The 18,340-nt window shown below is 61.0% G+C and carries 16 protein-coding genes; 11 read left to right on the top strand and 5 right to left on the bottom strand.

The genetic code is table 11. The annotated features are described in order from the left end of the window. Window positions 1–144: 144 nt before the first annotated feature. The 9 genes from EOC93_RS19820 (at window position 145) to EOC93_RS19780 (ending at window position 10,083) form a co-directional block, all read left to right on the top strand. A complete protein-coding gene (locus EOC93_RS19820; protein ID WP_023799278.1) occupies window positions 145–1,155 on the top strand; it encodes a DNA-directed RNA polymerase subunit alpha in 1,011 nt (336 codons plus the stop codon). 96 nt (window positions 1,156–1,251) lie between these two features. Beyond that, window positions 1,252–1,683 carry a 50S ribosomal protein L17 gene (gene rplQ, locus EOC93_RS19815; RefSeq protein ID WP_023799277.1) on the top strand — a complete coding sequence of 144 codons (432 nt, stop codon included), beginning with the start codon at window positions 1,252–1,254 and terminating at the stop codon, window positions 1,681–1,683. Window positions 1,684–1,875: 192 nt separating this feature from the next. Beyond that, on the top strand, window positions 1,876–3,363 hold the full coding sequence (locus EOC93_RS19810; protein ID WP_127205467.1) for a DegQ family serine endoprotease: 1,488 nt from the start codon (window positions 1,876–1,878) through the stop codon (window positions 3,361–3,363). Between the two features lie 50 nt (window positions 3,364–3,413). Further along, a complete protein-coding gene (locus tag EOC93_RS19805) occupies window positions 3,414–4,724 on the top strand; it encodes a replication-associated recombination protein A (RefSeq protein WP_127205466.1) in 1,311 nt (436 codons plus the stop codon). Window positions 4,725–4,811: 87 nt separating this feature from the next. Continuing rightward, window positions 4,812–5,189 (top strand): fluoride efflux transporter CrcB, encoded by a 378-nt coding sequence (gene crcB, locus EOC93_RS19800; RefSeq protein WP_127205465.1) that lies wholly within the window; start codon window positions 4,812–4,814, stop codon window positions 5,187–5,189. Between the two features lie 122 nt (window positions 5,190–5,311). Then, a complete protein-coding gene (locus EOC93_RS19795; RefSeq protein ID WP_127205464.1) occupies window positions 5,312–6,292 on the top strand; it encodes an RluA family pseudouridine synthase in 981 nt (326 codons plus the stop codon). 49 nt (window positions 6,293–6,341) lie between these two features. Further along, window positions 6,342–7,217 carry a DMT family transporter gene (locus EOC93_RS19790; RefSeq protein ID WP_164759206.1) on the top strand — a complete coding sequence of 292 codons (876 nt, stop codon included), beginning with the start codon at window positions 6,342–6,344 and terminating at the stop codon, window positions 7,215–7,217. Between the two features lie 11 nt (window positions 7,218–7,228). Beyond that, window positions 7,229–8,020, top strand: coding sequence for an ATP12 family chaperone protein (locus EOC93_RS19785; RefSeq protein WP_127205469.1), 792 nt, complete (start codon window positions 7,229–7,231; stop codon window positions 8,018–8,020). Between the two features lie 173 nt (window positions 8,021–8,193). After that, window positions 8,194–10,083, top strand: coding sequence for an MFS transporter (locus EOC93_RS19780; protein ID WP_127205462.1), 1,890 nt, complete (start codon window positions 8,194–8,196; stop codon window positions 10,081–10,083). A 90-nt stretch (window positions 10,084–10,173) separates the two neighbouring features. Here the strand turns inward: EOC93_RS19780 and EOC93_RS19775 are convergent, their stop codons facing one another. Continuing rightward, window positions 10,174–10,368 carry a DUF2735 domain-containing protein gene (locus EOC93_RS19775; RefSeq protein ID WP_029352253.1) on the bottom strand — a complete coding sequence of 65 codons (195 nt, stop codon included), beginning with the start codon at window positions 10,366–10,368 and terminating at the stop codon, window positions 10,174–10,176. Between the two features lie 316 nt (window positions 10,369–10,684). Between EOC93_RS19775 and EOC93_RS19770 the strand changes: the two genes are divergently transcribed. After that, window positions 10,685–11,722, top strand: coding sequence for a glutamine synthetase beta-grasp domain-containing protein (locus EOC93_RS19770; RefSeq protein ID WP_127205461.1), 1,038 nt, complete (start codon window positions 10,685–10,687; stop codon window positions 11,720–11,722). A gap of 142 nt (window positions 11,723–11,864) precedes the next feature. On the opposite strand, the gene EOC93_RS19765 is transcribed toward EOC93_RS19770, so the two are convergent. From EOC93_RS19765 to EOC93_RS19750, 4 genes are all read right to left on the bottom strand, one after another. Beyond that, entirely contained in the window at window positions 11,865–12,176 is a 312-nt protein-coding gene (locus EOC93_RS19765) for a hypothetical protein (RefSeq protein ID WP_095488580.1), read from the bottom strand. A 39-nt stretch (window positions 12,177–12,215) separates the two neighbouring features. After that, window positions 12,216–14,732, bottom strand: a complete 2,517-nt coding sequence (locus EOC93_RS19760; protein WP_164759205.1) for an MBL fold metallo-hydrolase — start codon at window positions 14,730–14,732, stop codon at window positions 12,216–12,218. A 247-nt stretch (window positions 14,733–14,979) separates the two neighbouring features. After that, on the bottom strand, window positions 14,980–16,389 hold the full coding sequence (gene glnA, locus EOC93_RS19755; protein WP_095488582.1) for a type I glutamate--ammonia ligase: 1,410 nt from the start codon (window positions 16,387–16,389) through the stop codon (window positions 14,980–14,982). 54 nt (window positions 16,390–16,443) lie between these two features. Next, window positions 16,444–16,782: a P-II family nitrogen regulator gene (locus tag EOC93_RS19750; protein WP_006205430.1), complete on the bottom strand. Its 339-nt coding sequence runs from the start codon at window positions 16,780–16,782 to the stop codon at window positions 16,444–16,446. Between the two features lie 402 nt (window positions 16,783–17,184). Between EOC93_RS19750 and EOC93_RS19745 the strand changes: the two genes are divergently transcribed. Further along, on the top strand, window positions 17,185–18,340 hold a 1,156-nt coding region (locus tag EOC93_RS19745), incomplete at its 3' end, for an NAD(P)H-hydrate epimerase (protein ID WP_127205459.1).

The following is an 18,340-nucleotide window of genomic DNA, read 5'->3' as shown; positions in this document are numbered from 1 at the left end:
GACATGCATAAAAACAGAGACCTAAAGCGCGACGCGCTTTAGGAAATTACCGAACGCCGCGCGAACGCCCAGTTGCGTTCCTCCACGGCATTCCAGGTCGCCCGCCACGATTGGATGGTGGCGGGTCAACGGAAGGAAAGTATTATGATCCAGAAAAATTGGCAGGAACTGATCAAGCCGAACAAGATCGAGTTTTCGTCGAAGAAGAAGACGCTGACCACGCTGGTCGCCGAGCCGCTCGAGCGCGGCTTTGGTCTTACCCTCGGCAATGCGCTGCGTCGCGTGCTTCTGTCTTCGTTGCGTGGCGCGGCTGTGACCGCCGTGCAGATCGACGGCGTTCTGCATGAATTCTCGTCCATCGCCGGCGTGCGCGAGGACGTGACCGACATCGTCTTGAACATCAAGGAAATCGCCATCCGCATGGAAGGCGACGGCCCCAAGCGCATGGTCGTGCGCAAGCAGGGACCGGGCGCCGTTCTCGCCGGCGACATCCAGACGGTCGGCGACGTCGAGATCCTCAACCCCGACCACGTCATCTGCACGCTGGACGAAGGCGCTGAAATCCGCATGGAGTTCACTGTCGATACCGGCAAGGGCTACGTTCCGGCCGACCGCAATCGCGCCGAAGACGCGCCGATCGGCCTCATCCCGGTCGACAGCCTCTACTCGCCGGTCAAGAAGGTTTCCTACAAGGTCGAGAACACCCGCGAGGGCCAGGTTCTCGACTATGACAAGCTGACCATGACGATCGACACCGACGGTTCGATCTCGGGCGAGGACGCGGTGGCTTTCGCCGCTCGCATCCTGCAGGATCAGCTTGGCCTGTTCGTCAATTTCGACGAGCCGCAGAAGGAAGTCGCCGCCGAGCAGGTGACCGAGCTTGCCTTCAACCCGGCGCTGCTCAAGAAGGTCGACGAGCTCGAGCTTTCGGTGCGTTCGGCCAACTGCCTGAAGAACGACAACATCGTCTATATCGGCGACCTGATCCAGAAGACCGAAGCCGAGATGCTGCGCACCCCGAACTTCGGCCGCAAGTCGCTGAACGAGATCAAGGAAGTCTTGGCGGCGATGGGCCTGCACCTCGGCATGGAAGTGCCGGATTGGCCGCCGGAAAACATCGAAGACCTCGCCAAGCGTTACGAAGATCAATATTGAGCATGATCCCGAAAAGTTGCAGACTTTTCGGGCAAGATCATGCGGCTAACCAACTGAGGCTGTGGCCTCTTGAACCCGGAATGAAGGAGAAGAGCCATGCGCCACGGATTTAAAGGCCGCCGGTTCGCCCGCAGCATAAGCCATCGCAAATCGATGTTTGCCAACCTTGCCGTATCGCTCATCGAGCATGAGCAGATCCTCACCACATTGCCGAAGGCGAAGGATCTGCGTCCGATCGTCGAGAAGCTGGTGACGCTCGGCAAGCGCGGTGATCTGCATGCCCGCCGTCAGGTGATTGCCCAGATCGGCAATGAAGGCGTCGTCAAGCGTCTGTTCGACACGATCGCGCCGCGCTACGCCACCCGCAACGGCGGTTATCTGCGCATCATGAAGGCGGGCTTCCGCCACGGTGACAATGCCGCCATGGCGGTCATCGAGTTCGTCGATCGCGACACCTCGGCCAAAGGCGCCGGCGACCGTGCCCGCATCGAGGCCGAAGGCACCGACGAGGAAGCCGCAGCTGCATAAGCTTCGGTTTCTCCTGAGTGAGTTTAAGGGGCCTGCGGGCCCCTTTTCGCATTCCGGAAGCGGCAAGGAGCATTTGCTGCGACTTCTTGGCTCAGCTCATGCCTTTCCGCCCAAAATAATCGGATTTCAGCGCCTTAGCCTTTCATTTTGCACAATCGTCGGGACAATGGCGCCCGACCCGGAGGATTCGGAATGCACGTAAAACGGCTGTCCCTTGTTCTACTCTGCGCCTTGATGGCGCTGGCAGTCGTGCCGGCGGCCAGGCAGGCGCTGGCGCAGGACACCAAAGCCGATCCCGGCCTGTCCGATGTGCTGACCGACCTGCTGCGCGGCGCCGAAGGCGAAAATGCCACCTCCGGTCCAGACAAGCGCGTGCCATTCGGCCGCGAGGAGGTGCAACTGTCCTTCGCGCCGCTGGTCAAGCAGACGGCGCCGGCCGTGGTCAATGTCTATGCCTCGCAAACGGCCAAGATGAGATCGCCCTTCGACGGCGATCCGTTCTTCGAAGAGTTCTTCGGCCGTTCGCAGCCGCGTGCGCAGTCCTCGCTCGGCTCCGGCGTGCTGGTCGATCCGACAGGCATAGTGGTCACCAATTTCCACGTCATCAAGGATGCCGATCAGGTCAAGGTCGCTACCGCGGACGGGCGTGAATTCGACAGCAAGGTGCTGCTCAAGGACGAGACGCTTGACCTCGCTGTGCTCAAGATCTCCGCCGACAAGCCATTTCCGGTCGTCGCCATCGGTGATTCCGATGCGCTCGAGGTTGGCGACCTGTTGCTGGCCATCGGCAATCCCTTCGGTGTCGGCCAGACCACAACCAGCGGCATTGTTTCGGCGCTTGCCCGCAGCCACATCGGCGTTTCCGATTCCAGTTTCTTCATCCAGACCGACGCCGCGATCAATCCCGGCAACTCCGGCGGCGCGCTGATCAACATGGGCGGCCAGCTCGTCGGCATCAACACGGCGATCTACAGCCGTAGCGGCGGCTCGATCGGCATCGGCTTTGCTATTCCTTCCAACATGGTTCGCGCTTTTGCCGATGCGGCCAAGGCCGGGCGCGACTTCTTCGAGCGGCCCTATATCGGCGCCGAATTCGAGCGCGTGACGCCGCAGATCGCCGAATCGCTCGGCATGGAGACCTCGACCGGCGCGCTGGTCTCGTCTGTCGAAGCAGCAGGGCCGGCGGCCACGGCGGGGCTCAAGGCCGGTGACGTCGTGTTGTCGCTCAACGGCACGCCGGTCGAGAGTATCGAGGCGCTGGATTACCGGATGGCGACGCTGTCGATCGGCACCAGTGCCAGCTTCGCCGTGCTGAGCAAAGGCCAGCAAGCGACGATGGACATCGCGCTGCAGCGCGCTCCGGAAGGTGCAAAACTTGCGGAAGTGACGCTGCGCGGCCGCAGCCCGTTTTCCGGTGCCAAGGTTGCTGAACTGTCGCCTCGGCTCGCTCAGCGGCTAGGCATGCGCACGGATGCCAAGGGCGTTACCGTGATCGACATCAATCGTGGCTCGCCCGCAGCCGGCTTCGGCTTCCAGCCGGGCGACATCGTTCGCGAGGTCAATGGCTTGACCATCGATACCGCAGCGACCCTGGAACAGGCATCCATGCAGGAGACTCGCTGGTGGCGCTTTACCGTCGAGCGCGGCGGGCAGATACTGCGCCAGGTGTTGCGTTACTAAGCCCGAACTCGATCCTTCGGACGAGATCGCGCTCCAGCGAAAAGAAGTGCATGGCCGATCTGTTCAGTGTCGATGAACCGGAAAAAGCGCCGCCCGGCAGGCCGCTGGCCGACCGACTGCGCCCGAAGAACCTTGCCGAGGTCGTTGGCCAGGAGCATCTGACCGGGCCTGACGGCGCACTGACGCGGCTCATCGGCTCAGGCTCGCTCGGCTCGATGATCTTCTGGGGGCCGCCGGGGACGGGCAAGACTACCGTCGCGCGGTTGCTTGCCGGCGAAACCAGCCTTGCCTTCGAGCAGATATCGGCGGTGTTTTCCGGCGTCGCCGATTTGAAAAAAGTGTTCGAGACGGCGAAGCTGCGTCGCACCAATGGCCGTCAGACGCTGCTTTTCGTCGACGAGATCCATCGCTTCAACCGCGCCCAGCAGGACAGTTTTCTGCCTGTGATGGAAGATGGCACTGTCGTGCTGGTTGGCGCCACCACCGAAAACCCGTCCTTCGAGCTGAATGCCGCGCTGTTGTCCCGCGCCCGCGTGCTGGTCTTCCATTCGCTCGGTGAGGACAGCATCGCCAAGCTGCTGGCGCGGGCGGAGGAGACCGAGGGCAGGGAGCTGCCGCTCGACGACGAGGCGAGGGCGATGCTCGTCCGCATGAGCGATGGCGATGGTCGCGCGGCGCTGACGCTGGCCGAAGAGGTCTGGCGCGCCGCCAAGTCAAGCGAGGTGTTCGGCGCCGAGGGCCTGCAGCGCATCGTCCAGCGCCGCGCGCCGATCTACGACAAGGGCCAGGACGGCCACTACAATCTGATCTCGGCGCTGCACAAATCGGTGCGCGGCTCCGACCCGGACGCCGCCCTCTATTATCTCGCCCGCATGTTCGACGCCGGTGAGGATCCGCTCTATCTCGGCCGCCGGCTGGTGCGCATGGCGATGGAGGATATCGGGCTGGCCGACCCGCAGGCGCTGGTCATCGCCAATGCCGCCAAGGATGCCTACGACTATCTGGGCTCGCCAGAGGGCGAGCTCGCCTTCGCCGAGGCCACCGTCTATCTCGCCAGCGCGCCCAAATCCAACGCCGTCTACACTGCCTTTAAGGCCGCCACACAGGCGGCGAAGGAGTTCGGCTCGCTGCTGCCGCCCAAACACATCCTCAACGCGCCGACCAAGCTGATGAAGGAAGAAGACTACGGCGCGGGCTACCGTTATGACCACGATGAGCCGGACGCGTTTTCCGGACAGGATTATTTTCCGGAAAAGATGGGCCGCCGCACATTCTATGATCCGCCCGAACGCGGTTTCGAACGCGATATCAGGAAACGGCTCGACTATTGGGCGAAGCTGCGCAGCGAGCGGGAAAAGTAGCCTCGCACAGTTTTTCCACTCGGGACGGCGCCACACGCTGAGCAGCAGGGATTGACCGAGCCCGCCCTGTAGGGGCAGTAGACGGCGATGATCAATCTCCTCCTCGTTGCCGCGGGCGGCGCTATTGGTGCGGGGCTCCGCCACATCGCCAATTTCGTTGCGCTGCGTCTTGTCGGCCCGAGTTTTCCCTGGGGCACGATGGCGATCAACATTGTCGGCTCATTTGCCATGGGCCTGTTCATCGCGACCCTGGCGCGGCGCTACGGCGGATCGAACGAGCTTCGGCTGTTCGTTGCCACCGGCATCCTCGGCGGCTTCACCACCTTCTCCGCCTTTTCGCTCGATTTTGCGACGCTGTGGGAGCGTGGCGCGACGCTGCCGGCGTTCGGATATGCCCTTGCCAGCCTCATTGGCGCGATCATTGCCCTGTTTCTGGGTCTTTGGCTCGCAAGAAGCCTGCCTTAATGCTATTGCCCCCGCTTGCAGCACCTCGCGTCCCTTAGGACGCTGTAGCATTTTGATTTTGCGCACGACCCTTTCCGAAAATCGATTTCAGGTCATGCGCTAGAAACGGGTAAAACGAGACAATGGCAGGCGTTGAACAGATCACGGTGGAGGCTGGCGAGGCGGGCATGCGGCTCGACCGCTGGTTCAAGACCCATTTTCCGGGCCTTGGCTTCGGTCATCTGCAAAAGCTGCTGCGCTCCGGCCAGATCCGTGTCGATGGCGGCAGGGTGAAGGCCGATACCCGCGTCGAGCCCGGCCAGATGGTCCGCATCCCGCCGCTCGAAGTGGACAAGAAGGGTGAAAGCGCGCTCACTGGTCACTCGATCCGCAACCAGGGCGACGCCGACGTCCTGGCCAAGATGCTGATCCATGAAGATCCGAAAGTCTTCGTCTTCAACAAGCCGGCCGGCCTTGCCGTTCAGGGTGGCTCGGGCGTCACCCGCAATGTCGACGACATGCTGGAAGCCTGGCGCAACCAGAAGGGCGAGAAACCGCGTCTGGTGCATCGGCTCGACCGCGACACGTCAGGCGTGCTGGTCGTCGCCCGCACCAGGCTCGCTGCCATGAAGCTCGCCGAGGCATTCCGGGCGCGTGAGACCAAGAAGACCTACTGGGCGCTGGTCAAGGGCGTGCCGCCGAAGCGCGAGGACAAGATCTCGACCTGGCTGATCAAGGAGCCGACGCCGGACGGCGACCGCGTGCGCGTCGCCAAGCATGGCGAAAAGGGCGCCGACCATGCGGTGTCTTACTACCGTATCATCGAGCAGGCGGCGCAGACGATGACCTGGCTGGAGATGGAGCCCTATACCGGCCGCACCCATCAGCTTCGCGTCCATGCCGCTCACATCGGCTGCCCGATCATCGGTGACCCCAAATATTTCGAGGCCGACACCAATTGGGATTTTCCCGGCGGCATGCAGAACCGCTTGCATCTGCACGCGCGCCGCATCGTCATCCCGCATCCCGACAAGGGTTTTATCGACGTCACCGCACCGATGCCGCCGCATATGCGCCAGAGCTGGAACCTGATCGGCTTCGACGACGCAAGCGCAGAGGACTAGGGCTGTGGGTATCGCCACCGATACGCTCGACCGCCGCGACACGGTCGACATGGCGGCCGCCGCCATCATGGTCGGGCTGACCTTTTCCTGGGGGCTGAACTATGTCGCCGCCAAGATCTCCTATGCCGGCTACGATCCCGTTTTCCTGTCGATCGCACGGTCGGTCATTGGCGGGCTATGCGTTCTCATCTGGTGCCGCTGGCGCGGCATTGTGCTTTTTGCCCGCGACGGAACGCTTGTCGCCGGTATTCTGGCAGGCGCGCTTTTTGGTCTCGAGTTCCTGTTTCTCTATGTCGGGCTCGAACAGACGACCGTCGCGCGCAACACCTTGCTGGTCAATACCATGCCGTTCTGGGTTCTGGTCGGCGGGCATTTCCTGCTGGGCGAACGCATAACCGTGCGCCGGCTCGTCGGCCTTCTGCTCGCTTTCGCCGGATTGGTAGCGGTGTTCTCCGACCAGCTGAGCGCCGACAATGGTTCGACACTGACCGGTGATCTGCTCAGTCTCGGCGCCGGCATTCTCTGGGCCTTGACCTACATCGTCATCAAGCGGACGAAATTGGCGGAAACGAGCGCCGAGAAATTGCTGCTCTACCAACTGGCCGGCGCTGCCGTGGTAGGCGCCTTGGTGCTGCCTTTCGCCGGGCCGCCCGTCCGCGACTTCGCCGCCTTGCCGACCTTGGCCCTGCTTTTCCAGGCGGTCTACATCGTTGCGTTCACCTATGTGCTGTGGTTCTGGCTGATCAGGCGCTATCCGGCATCGGGCCTCTCGAGCTTCACCTTCCTGTCGCCGGTGTTCGGCGTTCTGTGCGGCGCCATCTTCTTGAACGAGCCGCTGAGCGTTCGTATTTTCCTGGCACTCGGCCTCATCGCAGCCGGCCTGATCATCGTGAACCGGCCAGCCCGAAAACAGATCCCCGGATGAAAGGCTCCGGCATGCGCGATATCCTCAACGACCTCGAAGCGGGAAAGCAGCTTTCCGATCCGGATCCGGTGCGCCGTGCCCAAATCCAGATGAAGACGCACTTGCCGAAACGCTTCTACAAAGCCGTTTCGGTCGCACCGGCCGAAGATGGTTTTGCCGTTCATCTCGATGGCAAGCCGGTCCGCACGCCGGGCAAGGCGCTGCTGGTCCTGCCGACCGAAAAAGCGGCCGCTCTGGTCGCCGACGAGTTCGCTGCGCAAGGTGAGACTATCGACCCGGTGACGATGCCGGTCATGCGTCTGGTCAATACGGCCATCGACGGCGTCGCCAGCGACCCGCAAGCGGTGCTGGAGGACATCCTGCGCTTCGCCTCGTCCGATCTGCTCTGCTATCGCGCCGACGCTCCACAAGGGCTGGTCGACCGGCAGAACGAACATTGGGATCCCATCATCGACTGGGCGCGGAGCGCGCTTGGCGCCCGGTTTCACCTCGCCGAAGGGGTGATTCATGTCGAGCCGCCGCGCGAGAGCATCGCGGTGCTCGGTGTCCATCTTGCCCAGCGCGCCGATCCATTACGGCTGGCGGCCATCCACGTCATGACGTCGCTGACGGGATCGGCTCTGCTGGCTCTGGCCGTCGATTTCGGCGAGATCGACGGCGACGCCGCCTGGACTGCCGGCCATGTCGACGAGGACTGGCAGGCCGAGCACTGGGGCCATGACGCGGAAGCTGTCGCCCGCCGCTCGGCCCGCAAGCGCGACATGATGGCCGCCGTCGGCCTGATCGAGGCACTCAAAGCCTGACCGCAATCGCCGCCCGCGTTGCATATTGGACCAAAGTCATAATCCCAAAGACGGCCTGCCTCTGGGCGGCGCTTTCTGTCATTTCTTGCGGCGGTAGCTGCGCGAGTTCCGTGTCCAGAGGCACGACACCGCGCAGCATCAAGCACAGCGAGATATCACGGGAGGACGAATTCATGGTAATGGCAGCGACCGCCGGCAGAGCAAGCCGCGGCATGACGCGGGAAGAGAAGAAAGTCATCTTCGCTTCCTCACTCGGCACCGTTTTCGAATGGTATGATTTTTATCTCTACGGCACTTTGGCGGCCGCGATCGGCGCCGCGTTCTTCACGCAATATCCCGAAACAACGCGCAACATCTTCACGCTGCTGGCTTTCGCCGCGGGCTTCCTCGTGCGCCCATTCGGGGCGCTGGTGTTTGGCCGCATCGGCGATCTCGTCGGCCGTAAATACACCTTTCTCGTTACCATCCTGATCATGGGTCTGTCGACCTTCCTGGTCGGCATACTTCCTGGCGCAGCCAGTTGGGGCATCGCGGCGCCGATCATCCTGGTTGCACTGCGCATGCTGCAAGGCCTGGCGCTGGGTGGCGAGTATGGCGGTGCTGCGACCTACGTCGCCGAGCACGCTCCCGACGATCGTCGTGGCTTCTACACGTCGTGGATCCAGACGACAGCCACGCTCGGCCTGTTCCTGTCGCTGATCGTCATCCTGATCGTGCAGAATTCGCTGAGCAAGGAAGACTTCGCGGCCTGGGGCTGGCGCATACCGTTCCTGGTCTCTGCGGTCCTGCTGGGCATTTCGGTCTGGATACGCCTGTCGCTTGCCGAATCGCCGACATTCCAGCGGATGAAGGATGAAGGTAAGGGCTCCAAGGCGCCACTGACGGAAGCGTTCGGCCAATGGAAAAATGCCAAGATCGCCATTTTGGCGCTTCTCGGCCTTACTGCTGGCCAGGCCGTGGTTTGGTACAACGGGCAGTTCTACGCACTGTTCTTCCTGCAGAACGTGCTCAAGGTCGACGGCCAGTCGGTCAACATCATGATCGCCATCGCGTTGGCGCTCGGCACGATCTTCTTCGTCGTGTTCGGCTGGCTCTCCGACAAAATTGGCCGCAAGCCGATCATCATGGCGGGCCTGGCGCTGGCGATCGTCACCACATTTCCGCTGTTCAAGGCGCTGACCTGGGCAGCCAATCCGGCGCTCGCCACTGCGCAGCAAAACACCCGTGCCACGATTACCGCTGCGCCTGGCGACTGCAAGTTCCAGTTCAATCCGACTGGAACGCGCAAGCCTCTCACGTCGTGCGATATTGCGACGGACTTCCTCGCCAAGAGCTCCGTGCCCTATGACATTGTCACGACAGCGGCTCCGGGGACCGCGGCCAGTGTCAAGATCGGCGCCGAAACGGTGGCGTCCTATGATGCCGTGGCAGCCGCAGACAAGGCAACTTTAAGCGACGCCGCCTTCAAGAAGGCAATCAACATTGCGTTGCAGGACGGCGGCTACCCGCTCAAGCGTGCTGCAGCCAAGGTCGCCGACCAGAAGCTTGACGCCTTCGTCGCGGCCAACCCGGAACTGAAGCTCGACGCCGCCGCAATCCGTGCCGGCGACAAGACGACGGTTGCGGTCGACCAGGCGATCAAGGACAAGCTGCTGACGGCCGATGAGGCTGCGGCGGGAGCGCCCGAGATCACCGTCTACAACGTCCCGGAAGCAGGCGCCTTTGCGATGTTTGCCGACCCTGAACAGGTCAGCTGGGCAAAGGTCATCGGCATCCTGTTCATCCTGGTCCTTTACGTGACCATGGTCTACGGACCGATCGCCGCGATCCTGGTCGAGATGTTCCCGACACGCATCCGCTATACCGGCATGTCGTTGCCCTATCACATCGGCAATGGCTGGTTCGGGGGCCTGCTGCCAGCAACGGTGTTCGCGCTCAGCGCCTACAAGGGTGACATCTATTACGGCCTCTGGTATCCGGTGGTGATCGCGGCGATGTCGCTGATCGTCGGTATGATCTTCGTCAAGGATACGCTGGGAACGAACTTGCACGCCAAGACCTGATCCTGGCCTGACGGCGAAAATGAAAAGCCCGGCGCGAGTGATCGCGCCGGGCTTTTCAATTCGTCGGAAGCGGGGCGGAAGGAAGGGCCTTTAGCTCTTCCGCTCCTGTTTCTCTTCCTTGATGGCCGCTTCGTGATACCAGCCGCTTCCGAAATCCGTACGGTTGCGCAATGAAGCAAGTTCTGCCGCGAACTTAGCCTTTCCGCTTAAATTTGAGGCAGAAGCGCGCGCTGCCACCGGGAACATCAGGATTTTGGCCGACTGACGGGTAGGAGTGATTTCCATTGTCGGTCTCCTTTCTTCTGCAGAGCCTTGCCGATTCAACCTTTCCCGAAGATAGGTTCTGCAATCCAGTTAGGCAATATGATTATAAAAAGATCAGCAACTGCCTATTATTTATACAAAACATGCTTGTGATTGATCCGGACGCATTGCGATGACGACGCAACGAATTTGTCGGGATGCGGCGTCAGTTTTGTCGCATCCTTTGCCGGTGAAAATGGCACACGAATTGCTTTTTAATAATCCGGCAGGTCGGCTGCAGGGTGGCTGGCACGCCAGCGCCGTCCAAGGTTCGGTGATCAAGCAACGAGAGGCTAGAATGACGAAATACAAGCTCGAGTACATTTGGCTCGATGGATACACCCCGGTTCCCAACCTTCGCGGAAAGACGCAGATCATGGAATATGCCGAGTTCCCGACGCTCGACCAGCTTCCGCCGTGGGGCTTCGACGGTTCCTCGACCATGCAGGCCGAGGGCCACTCGTCCGACTGCGTGCTGAAGCCGGTCGCCATCTATCCGGATCCCGCGCGCACCAATGGCGTGCTCGTCATGTGCGAAGTCATGATGCCGGACGGCGTGACGCCGCATGCATCCAACAAGCGCGCCACCATCCTCGATGACGAGGGAGCCTGGTTCGGCTTCGAGCAGGAATACTTCTTCTACAAGGACGGCCGCCCGCTCGGCTTCCCCGAAAGCGGCTACCCGGCGCCGCAAGGCCCGTACTACACCGGCGTCGGCTACAGCAATGTCGGCAGCGTCGCCAGGCAGATCGTCGAGGAGCATCTCGACCTCTGCCTTGCCGCCGGCATCAACCATGAAGGCATCAACGCCGAGGTCGCCAAGGGCCAGTGGGAATTCCAGATTTTCGGCAAGGGCTCCAAGAAGGCCGCCGACCAGATGTGGATGGCCCGCTACCTGATGCAGCGCCTCACCGAGAAATACGGCATCGACATCGAATATCACTGCAAGCCGCTCGGCGACACCGACTGGAACGGTTCCGGCATGCACGCCAACTTCTCGACCGCCCATATGCGCGAAGTCGGCGGCAAGGCCTATTTCGAGGCGCTGATGGCCGCCTTCGACAAAAACCTGATGGACCACATCGCCGTCTATGGCCCGGACAACGACAAGCGTTTGACCGGCAAGCATGAGACCGCGCCATGGAACAGGTTCAACTATGGCATCGCTGACCGCGGCGCCTCGATCCGAGTGCCGCATTCGTTCATCAACAACGGCTATAAGGGTTATCTCGAGGATCGCCGCCCGAACTCGCAGGGCGACCCCTACCAGATCGCTTCCCAGATCCTGAAGACGATCGCCTCCGTGAGCACGGCAGAGAAGAAGGCCGCAGCCTGAGCATTCCGCACGGCGTAGACGCCAGCGTCTGCGCCGTGATGTGGCGGATGATGTCTTTGACTCGCCGCAACTAAAGACAGTCGAGCATCGAGATTGTTCGCAACGATAGCGGGCTGAAGCTAAAGATAGTGGGTCTGAAGTTTCAGCCCTGCGTGCCGACTACCTTGTTACCGCGCACAATTACAGTCTTCCGGCCGGGGGCGAAATCGTGCTCGCCCTGACGTTCCATAACCACCAACGCCGCATCATCGGATTCATTGGGGTCTCGGACGCGGCCCGCCCCGGCATCCGACCCGCGCGGTTTTCCCTGGCCGAAGTATTTTACTTTCAGATGATCAAGGTCCGCTCCAACCCCGTCGACCTTGGGAAGCGACGTAGAGTCGATCGGAATCTCATCGATCGCCGTCCAACCCTTCATATTTTCTTCTGCAATTGTCTTGGGACTCTTCGCCATGACAGCCACCTTTCTAATCCCACACTACCACCGCTTGGACTACCATCCCAGTCCCAAGCAAGTGAATTGCCTCAGGATTTTATACTCGATCGCCCATTCCGGGGCAGTTACACGGCCGTGAGGCATATCCCTTATATAGGCCTGCTTGGCTTGAAACAAAGCGTGCGCCGGCGCAGCCCCAGCTGCGAAGGCCATCCAGAAGCTGCGGTGGATGGGCTCCCCGAAAAAATTCAGCTGACCGTCCAACGGCGAATAGTGGGCACCGGTGCAACCGACATAGGCGAGCGCTCCGAGCTCCAAAAAACGCAATGCCAACGACGAAGCGACGGTCCTCGGCGTGACCGCCCAGTGATCGCTTGCCCGTGTCGCGATCTCCTGCACCGTCAGGGCGCCCCAGCAACAGCCGGTGAGCACGGTGGCTCCATGGGCCTTGATGGCGCCGGCAAGATTGGTGAGGTTCACCGCCTCGACCGCTCCTCCATCGTCTTCGCCCCAAAACCGGGTTCCGTCGGTGTCGGAACCGTGTAGCATGAAATAGAGCTGCCGCGCATCGAAGTGCCCGGTCCGAACGTTTCCGAAGTCGTCCGGGCCGCTGACCAACATTTGACCCCGTCCGCCAAGCCTACGGAACACGTTATCCGCAAACGGTCGCTCGGCATTCCGCGACGCGAACTTGATCGGTGTGGTGCGGTTGTCTTCGGCCGTGAGGCAACCCAGCAGGAACGCCGCGCTCGAACAGTCGGGAATTCGCGACACTGGCAATTCCCCGAGACCGTCTCCGTCGACATCGCCATATCGTTGGTCGCTCCAGACGACAAAGCGGTCAGGATCCGAATTCGCCGAGACTCTGTCCCTCAGGTCTGGAGGCAGAACGTCGTATATCAGCGCGGGCACGACATTGTAGTCGCCGAGGATTACAACACCCTTCACTCCCGTCGCGCTATTCCTGATCTTGGTGAAGGTAGCTTCCTCGCCCGTGGCTTCGACAAGCGTACTGCCGCCTTCCTCGATCATGGTCCTCGCCGTGTCATAACCTGCATCGCCGATCTTGCGCCGCAGCCGTTGAGGATCAGTCAAGAACAACAGCCTGGGCAGGACACGGCGATTTCCCAGATAGCGCTTCGTCATATCGTCGGAGGCAGAAACCGCACCAACTGTGTTTTGCTCGATGTCTACCGTGATGGTTACCCGCTTCAGCAGTGCCGGGATCTTCGCGGTGATCTCCAAAATTGCATCGGCCGGAAGCTGAGACGCGGCCATCCCGGAAATTGGATTTCCGCCAAGCGAGGCCGGTGGCGGCCCAGCCGGCATTGTCACCGTTGAGATGGCCGTTGCGGGCTCGAGGACCAATTCGTCACGCGGTTTGGGCTGTGGATCGCTCAATTCGCCCTCTGTTATGCTGATCCTTACCTGTCCCCGGGAAACGTCGACCGTGAACTGGCCGTTCTTGTCCGTTCTGGCCCAGATGAGCGGATTGCTTGAATTGCGAAGCAGCCGCAGCACCTTTGGATTTGGATGCGCCGCTCCGTTGCGGCCGGTCGACATACCAAAGAATCGGGTGTCGGGGAATCGCGACAGCACATGCTCCTCGAAAGCGTTGTAGGAGGCATGGTGCGGCAGCTTGATGAACGCATACGGTCCCGCTTCGACCACATGGTCCAAAAGAGCCGCCATTTCATTTTCAAGGCCTTCGACCTCGGCCTCGGCGAACTGCATATCGCCGGTGAGCAAGCAACGATTGGCTCCTTTTCCCACGGAGATGACAATGCTCTGGTTGTTCTTGGCGGCGCCTGCGCCAGGTCTGTCGAGAAAGTCGAGGACGGCATCGGGAAGAATGACGTCCGGTGTCGGATTGCCGTCGGTAAGTGTCCGGTAGATGGCCACGTCGTCGAGATCGCCGGCCTGCAGGCTGGCAATCGCGTCGACAGCGTCACGATCGAATTGCGCGATGGTTTCCGCGCACAGGACAATTTGTTCCGCTGACGGTCCGAGAACCTTCAGACCGATATTGCGGAACTGCTCTTCAAGATCAGAAATCTCCGGATCGTCGAGACCGCGGTAGCGAACGACTCTCGTGCCGCGCTGCTCCAATGTTTCAATCATCTCGATGTACAGATCACGCTGGGAAGCGGCGTCGGATATGAACGCCTGTACGGTTGCATCGCTCAATCCGGGAGCCAGAGGCTCTTCCTGAAGGCTGGCCAGAACACGAAACCGCAGGCGATCGGATGCATCGCTGCCGAGCGCGAGTCCATATCCAGCAAACTCATCGGCAACCAGAGCGACCTTGGGCGCGATGACCTCCCGCTCAACCATTTCCGGCAGGCACCCGATGTGATCGGAATGACAGTGCGTCAGGATGAGCAGAGAAAGTTCGAGCGGTCCTTCCGGCTGGTCCATCAATTCACGGAGCTGCGCGGGGATGGAAAGGTGCCCAGAGGATCCTGTGAAGTCGCCCTTGTGAGCACCGTCGATAAGGATGGTTCTGCTGTTCGCCTGAATCAATATGCAGTCGCCATACTGGCTTTGACCTACATCGAGAAAATGGATTTGCATCGCCCCCTCCGCTTGATAAGCCACCGCCTTAGTATGATGCATTAGCGATCGACAATAAATAGGTCGCGTTAAAGAGCACTAATATAACGTTCCTGTTGCCGTACTATGAAAACCTCGCATTGTTTTCTGCCTATCCGACTTACCGACTTCTATCCGCACGGCCATATCTCGATTGGCTCCTACGACAGATGACAAGAAAAAACCCCGGCGTCTCCGCCGGGGTTTTTTCTTGTCTCTTAACGGTCGGTCAGACCGAATAATACATGTCATACTCGACCGGATGCGGGGTCATTTCGAAGCGCATCACTTCGGCCATCTTGAGCTCGATATAGCTGTCGATCTGGTCGTCGTCGAACACGCCGCCGGCCTTCAGGAAGCCGCGGTCCTTATCGAGGTTCTGCAGCGCTTCGCGCAGAGAGCCGCAGACGGTCGGGATCTTCTTCAGTTCCTTCGGCGGCAGGTCATAGAGATCCTTGTCCATCGGCTGGCCGGGATGGATCTTGTTCTTGATGCCGTCGAGGCCGGCCATCAGCATGGCGGCAAAGGCGAGGTAGGGGTTCGCGCCCGGATCGGGGAAGCGGACCTCGACGCGCTTGGCCTTCGGCGATGAGCCGAATGGAATGCGGCAGGAGGCAGAGCGGTTGCGAGCCGAATAGGCGAGCAGCACCGGCGCTTCATAGCCGGGCACCAGGCGCTTGTAGGAGTTGGTAAGCGGGTTGGTGAAGGCATTGATGGCCTTGGCGTGCTTGATGATGCCGCCGATGTAAAACAGGCAGCTCTCCGAGAGGCCGGCATATTCATTGCCCGCGAAGGTCGGCTTGCCGCCCTTCCAGATCGACTGGTGGACGTGCATGCCCGAGCCGTTGTCGCCGAAGACCGGCTTCGGCATGAAGGTGGCCGTCTTGCCGTAGGCGTTGGCGACCTGGTGCACGACATACTTGTAGATCAGCATCTTGTCGGCGTTGCGGACCAGCGTGTCGAACTTGATGCCGAGCTCGTGCTGGGCAGCTGCGACTTCGTGGTGATGCTTTTCGACGCGCACGCCCATTTCGGCGAGCACGGTCAGCATCTCCGAGCGCATGTCCTGTGCCGAATCGATCGGCGGCACCGGGAAATAGCCGCCCTTGATACGCGGACGGTGACCGAGGTTGCCGGTCTCATAGTCGGTGTCGTCGTTGGACGGCAATTCGGTCGAGTCGAGCTTGAAGCCGGTGTTGTACGGGTCGGCCTTGTACTTGACATCGTCAAAGACGAAGAACTCGGCTTCCGGGCCGACGAAGATCTGATCGCCGATGCCTTCCGCCTTCATGTAGGCTTCGGCCTTCTTGGCGGTGCCGCGCGGGTCGCGGTTGTAGGACTCTCCGGAAATCGGATCGAGGATGTCGCACAGGATGACCATGGTCGACTGTGCGAAGAACGGGTCCATATGCACCGTCTCGGTGTCGGGCATCAGCACCATGTCGGACTCGTTGATCGCCTTCCAGCCGGCGATGGAGGATCCGTCGAACATGACGCCGTCGGCAAACATGTCTTCCTCGACCTCGACGACATCCATAGTCACGTGCTGCAGCTTGCCCTTCGGATCTGTGAAACGCAGGTCAACGAATTTCACGTCGTTGTCCTTGATCTGCTTCATGATGTCTTTGGCTGTCGTCATGTCATGTTTCCCTGTCTGATGACGTTTCGAGGAGATGATCTGAAATCAGAAACCTCAGACCGCGTCCATCCCTGTTTCGCCGGTGCGGATGCGCACGACTTCCTCGATGTTGGAGACGAAGATCTTGCCATCGCCGATGCGGCCGGTCTGGGCGGCCTTGCGAATGGCTTCGATCGCGCCTTCGACCGCGTCGTCGCCGAGCACGACCTCGATTTTCACCTTGGGCAGAAAATCGACGACATATTCGGCGCCGCGATAGAGCTCGGTATGGCCCTTCTGGCGGCCAAAACCCTTGGCCTCCGTAACGGTGATGCCTTGCAGCCCGGCCTCCTGAAGCGCTTCCTTCACTTCGTCTAGCTTGAACGGCTTGATGATCGCTTCGATCTTTTTCATGTAAAAAGTGGCCTCCACTGCCAAAAAGACGGGTTGTGAGCCCCGCTTGCGCCTCCTTCAAGCACGAACTGTGCCAATTTGAGGGGATTCGAAGCGGTATCACGCGATTTCGATGCCATGCCGCGTCAGGATGTGATTTCGCGTCATTCGCTGCGTTGGATGCGTCATGGATACTGGGAACCTACACATTGTCAGCGCTCCCGTCCGCACAATAATTGAGCATATAGCGCACTTTGCAGGCATTTGTGTTTCGGCGACGCCATTGTCCCCAACGATGTGCTTACAGATTGCGCCATCTCGGCACCCGTTTGCTTCGAACCGAAAACTGGACGATCTTTGAACACAGGACCGGGGTTTTGAACACAAGGTGATTGGGCTTGAGCCAATGCGTATCGGCACTCCATGAATAACGAACTTTTGTCTCCGGCCGAGATGACCGAGGCCGACCGGCTGGCGATCGCCACCGGCCCATTGGCCGGCATAGACCTTATGCGCAACGCAGGTGCCGCGGTCTCTGCCGTGGTGCTCGCCCATTTTCCAGTTGCCAGACGGGTCCACGTCCTGTGCGGTCCCGGCAACAACGGTGGCGACGGATATGTCGTCGCCCGCATTCTGAGGGACAGCGCCGTCGACGTAGCCGTGTGGGCGTCCGGCTCGCCGAAAGCCGGCAGCGACGCAGCGCTCGCTGCTTCGGAGTGTCCGGTCAGGCCTCGGCCGCTATCGGAGTTTGTTGCCGAGACAGGCTCGATCGTGGTCGATGCGCTTTATGGGGCAGGGCTGTCCAAGCCGCTGTCCGGCGATGCCGCCAGGGCGGTCGAGGTCGCGACAGACCTGAGCCTGCCTGTCGTCGCGGTCGATCTGCCCTCAGGCGTGTCAGGCGAGAGCGGCCAGAGTCTCGGCCAGGCATTCCGTGCCCGGATCACGGTGACGTTTGCGCGAAAAAAGCCCGGCCATCTGCTGTTGCCTGGGCGCGAGATGTGCGGCGACCTGGTGCTTGCCGACATCGGCATCGGCGACGGGATCATTGCGCAGCTTGAACCGCGGACCTTCGAGAACACACCGCCGCTTTGGATCGGGAATTTCCCTGTTCCAGCCGTCGACGCCCATAAATACAGGCGCGGCCATGTCGGCGTCTTTTCCGGCGGGCCGTCGGCAACGGGCGCCGCACGGCTGTCGGCGCTTGCCGCGGCCAGAAGCGGGGCAGGGGCTGTGACCGTGCTGTCGCCGGCAGATGCGCTACAGGTAAATGCCGCGCATCTGACCTCGATCATGCTGCACAAGAGTGACAGCGTTGCGGACGTACAGGAATTCATCGGCCGCCGCCGGCCGTCGGCTTTCGTCCTCGGACCCGGATTTGGCGTCGGCGAAAAAACACGTGATTTTGCCCTCGGCGTGTTGGCCACCGGGCAGCGGCCAGACGGCAGGGTCGACGGGCTGGTGCTCGATGCCGATGGTATTACTTCGTTTCGCGATACGCCGAACGTTTTGTTCGAAGCCGCCCGTCGTTCGAGCGCGCCGGCGCTCGTGCTGACGCCGCATGAGGGCGAATTCGCCAGGC

Origin of the sequence: Mesorhizobium sp. M6A.T.Ce.TU.002.03.1.1, from assembly GCF_003997275.1 — a bacterium.
Lineage (GTDB): Bacteria > Pseudomonadota > Alphaproteobacteria > Rhizobiales > Rhizobiaceae > Mesorhizobium > Mesorhizobium mediterraneum.
This window is presented reverse-complemented; position numbering and strand designations above follow the sequence as displayed.

Bases quoted from the DNA above. Each gene is read 5' to 3' on its own strand.
- glnA (WP_095488582.1), bottom strand. From the start codon at position 16,389: ATGACGACAGCCAAAGACATCATGAAGCAGATCAAGGACAACGACGTG.
- rplQ (WP_023799277.1), top strand. From the start codon at position 1,252: ATGCGCCACGGATTTAAAGGCCGCCGGTTCGCCCGCAGCATAAGCCAT.
- EOC93_RS19805 (WP_127205466.1), top strand. From the start codon at position 3,414: ATGGCCGATCTGTTCAGTGTCGATGAACCGGAAAAAGCGCCGCCCGGC.
- EOC93_RS19795 (WP_127205464.1), top strand. From the start codon at position 5,312: ATGGCAGGCGTTGAACAGATCACGGTGGAGGCTGGCGAGGCGGGCATG.
- EOC93_RS19770 (WP_127205461.1), top strand. From the start codon at position 10,685: ATGACGAAATACAAGCTCGAGTACATTTGGCTCGATGGATACACCCCG.
- EOC93_RS19750 (WP_006205430.1), bottom strand. From the start codon at position 16,782: ATGAAAAAGATCGAAGCGATCATCAAGCCGTTCAAGCTAGACGAAGTG.
- EOC93_RS19765 (WP_095488580.1), bottom strand. From the start codon at position 12,176: ATGGCGAAGAGTCCCAAGACAATTGCAGAAGAAAATATGAAGGGTTGG.
- crcB (WP_127205465.1), top strand. From the start codon at position 4,812: ATGATCAATCTCCTCCTCGTTGCCGCGGGCGGCGCTATTGGTGCGGGG.
- EOC93_RS19790 (WP_164759206.1), top strand. From the start codon at position 6,342: ATGGCGGCCGCCGCCATCATGGTCGGGCTGACCTTTTCCTGGGGGCTG.
- EOC93_RS19780 (WP_127205462.1), top strand. From the start codon at position 8,194: ATGGTAATGGCAGCGACCGCCGGCAGAGCAAGCCGCGGCATGACGCGG.
- EOC93_RS19785 (WP_127205469.1), top strand. From the start codon at position 7,229: ATGCGCGATATCCTCAACGACCTCGAAGCGGGAAAGCAGCTTTCCGAT.
- EOC93_RS19810 (WP_127205467.1), top strand. From the start codon at position 1,876: ATGCACGTAAAACGGCTGTCCCTTGTTCTACTCTGCGCCTTGATGGCG.
- EOC93_RS19760 (WP_164759205.1), bottom strand. From the start codon at position 14,732: ATGCAAATCCATTTTCTCGATGTAGGTCAAAGCCAGTATGGCGACTGC.
- EOC93_RS19820 (WP_023799278.1), top strand. From the start codon at position 145: ATGATCCAGAAAAATTGGCAGGAACTGATCAAGCCGAACAAGATCGAG.
- EOC93_RS19775 (WP_029352253.1), bottom strand. From the start codon at position 10,368: ATGGAAATCACTCCTACCCGTCAGTCGGCCAAAATCCTGATGTTCCCG.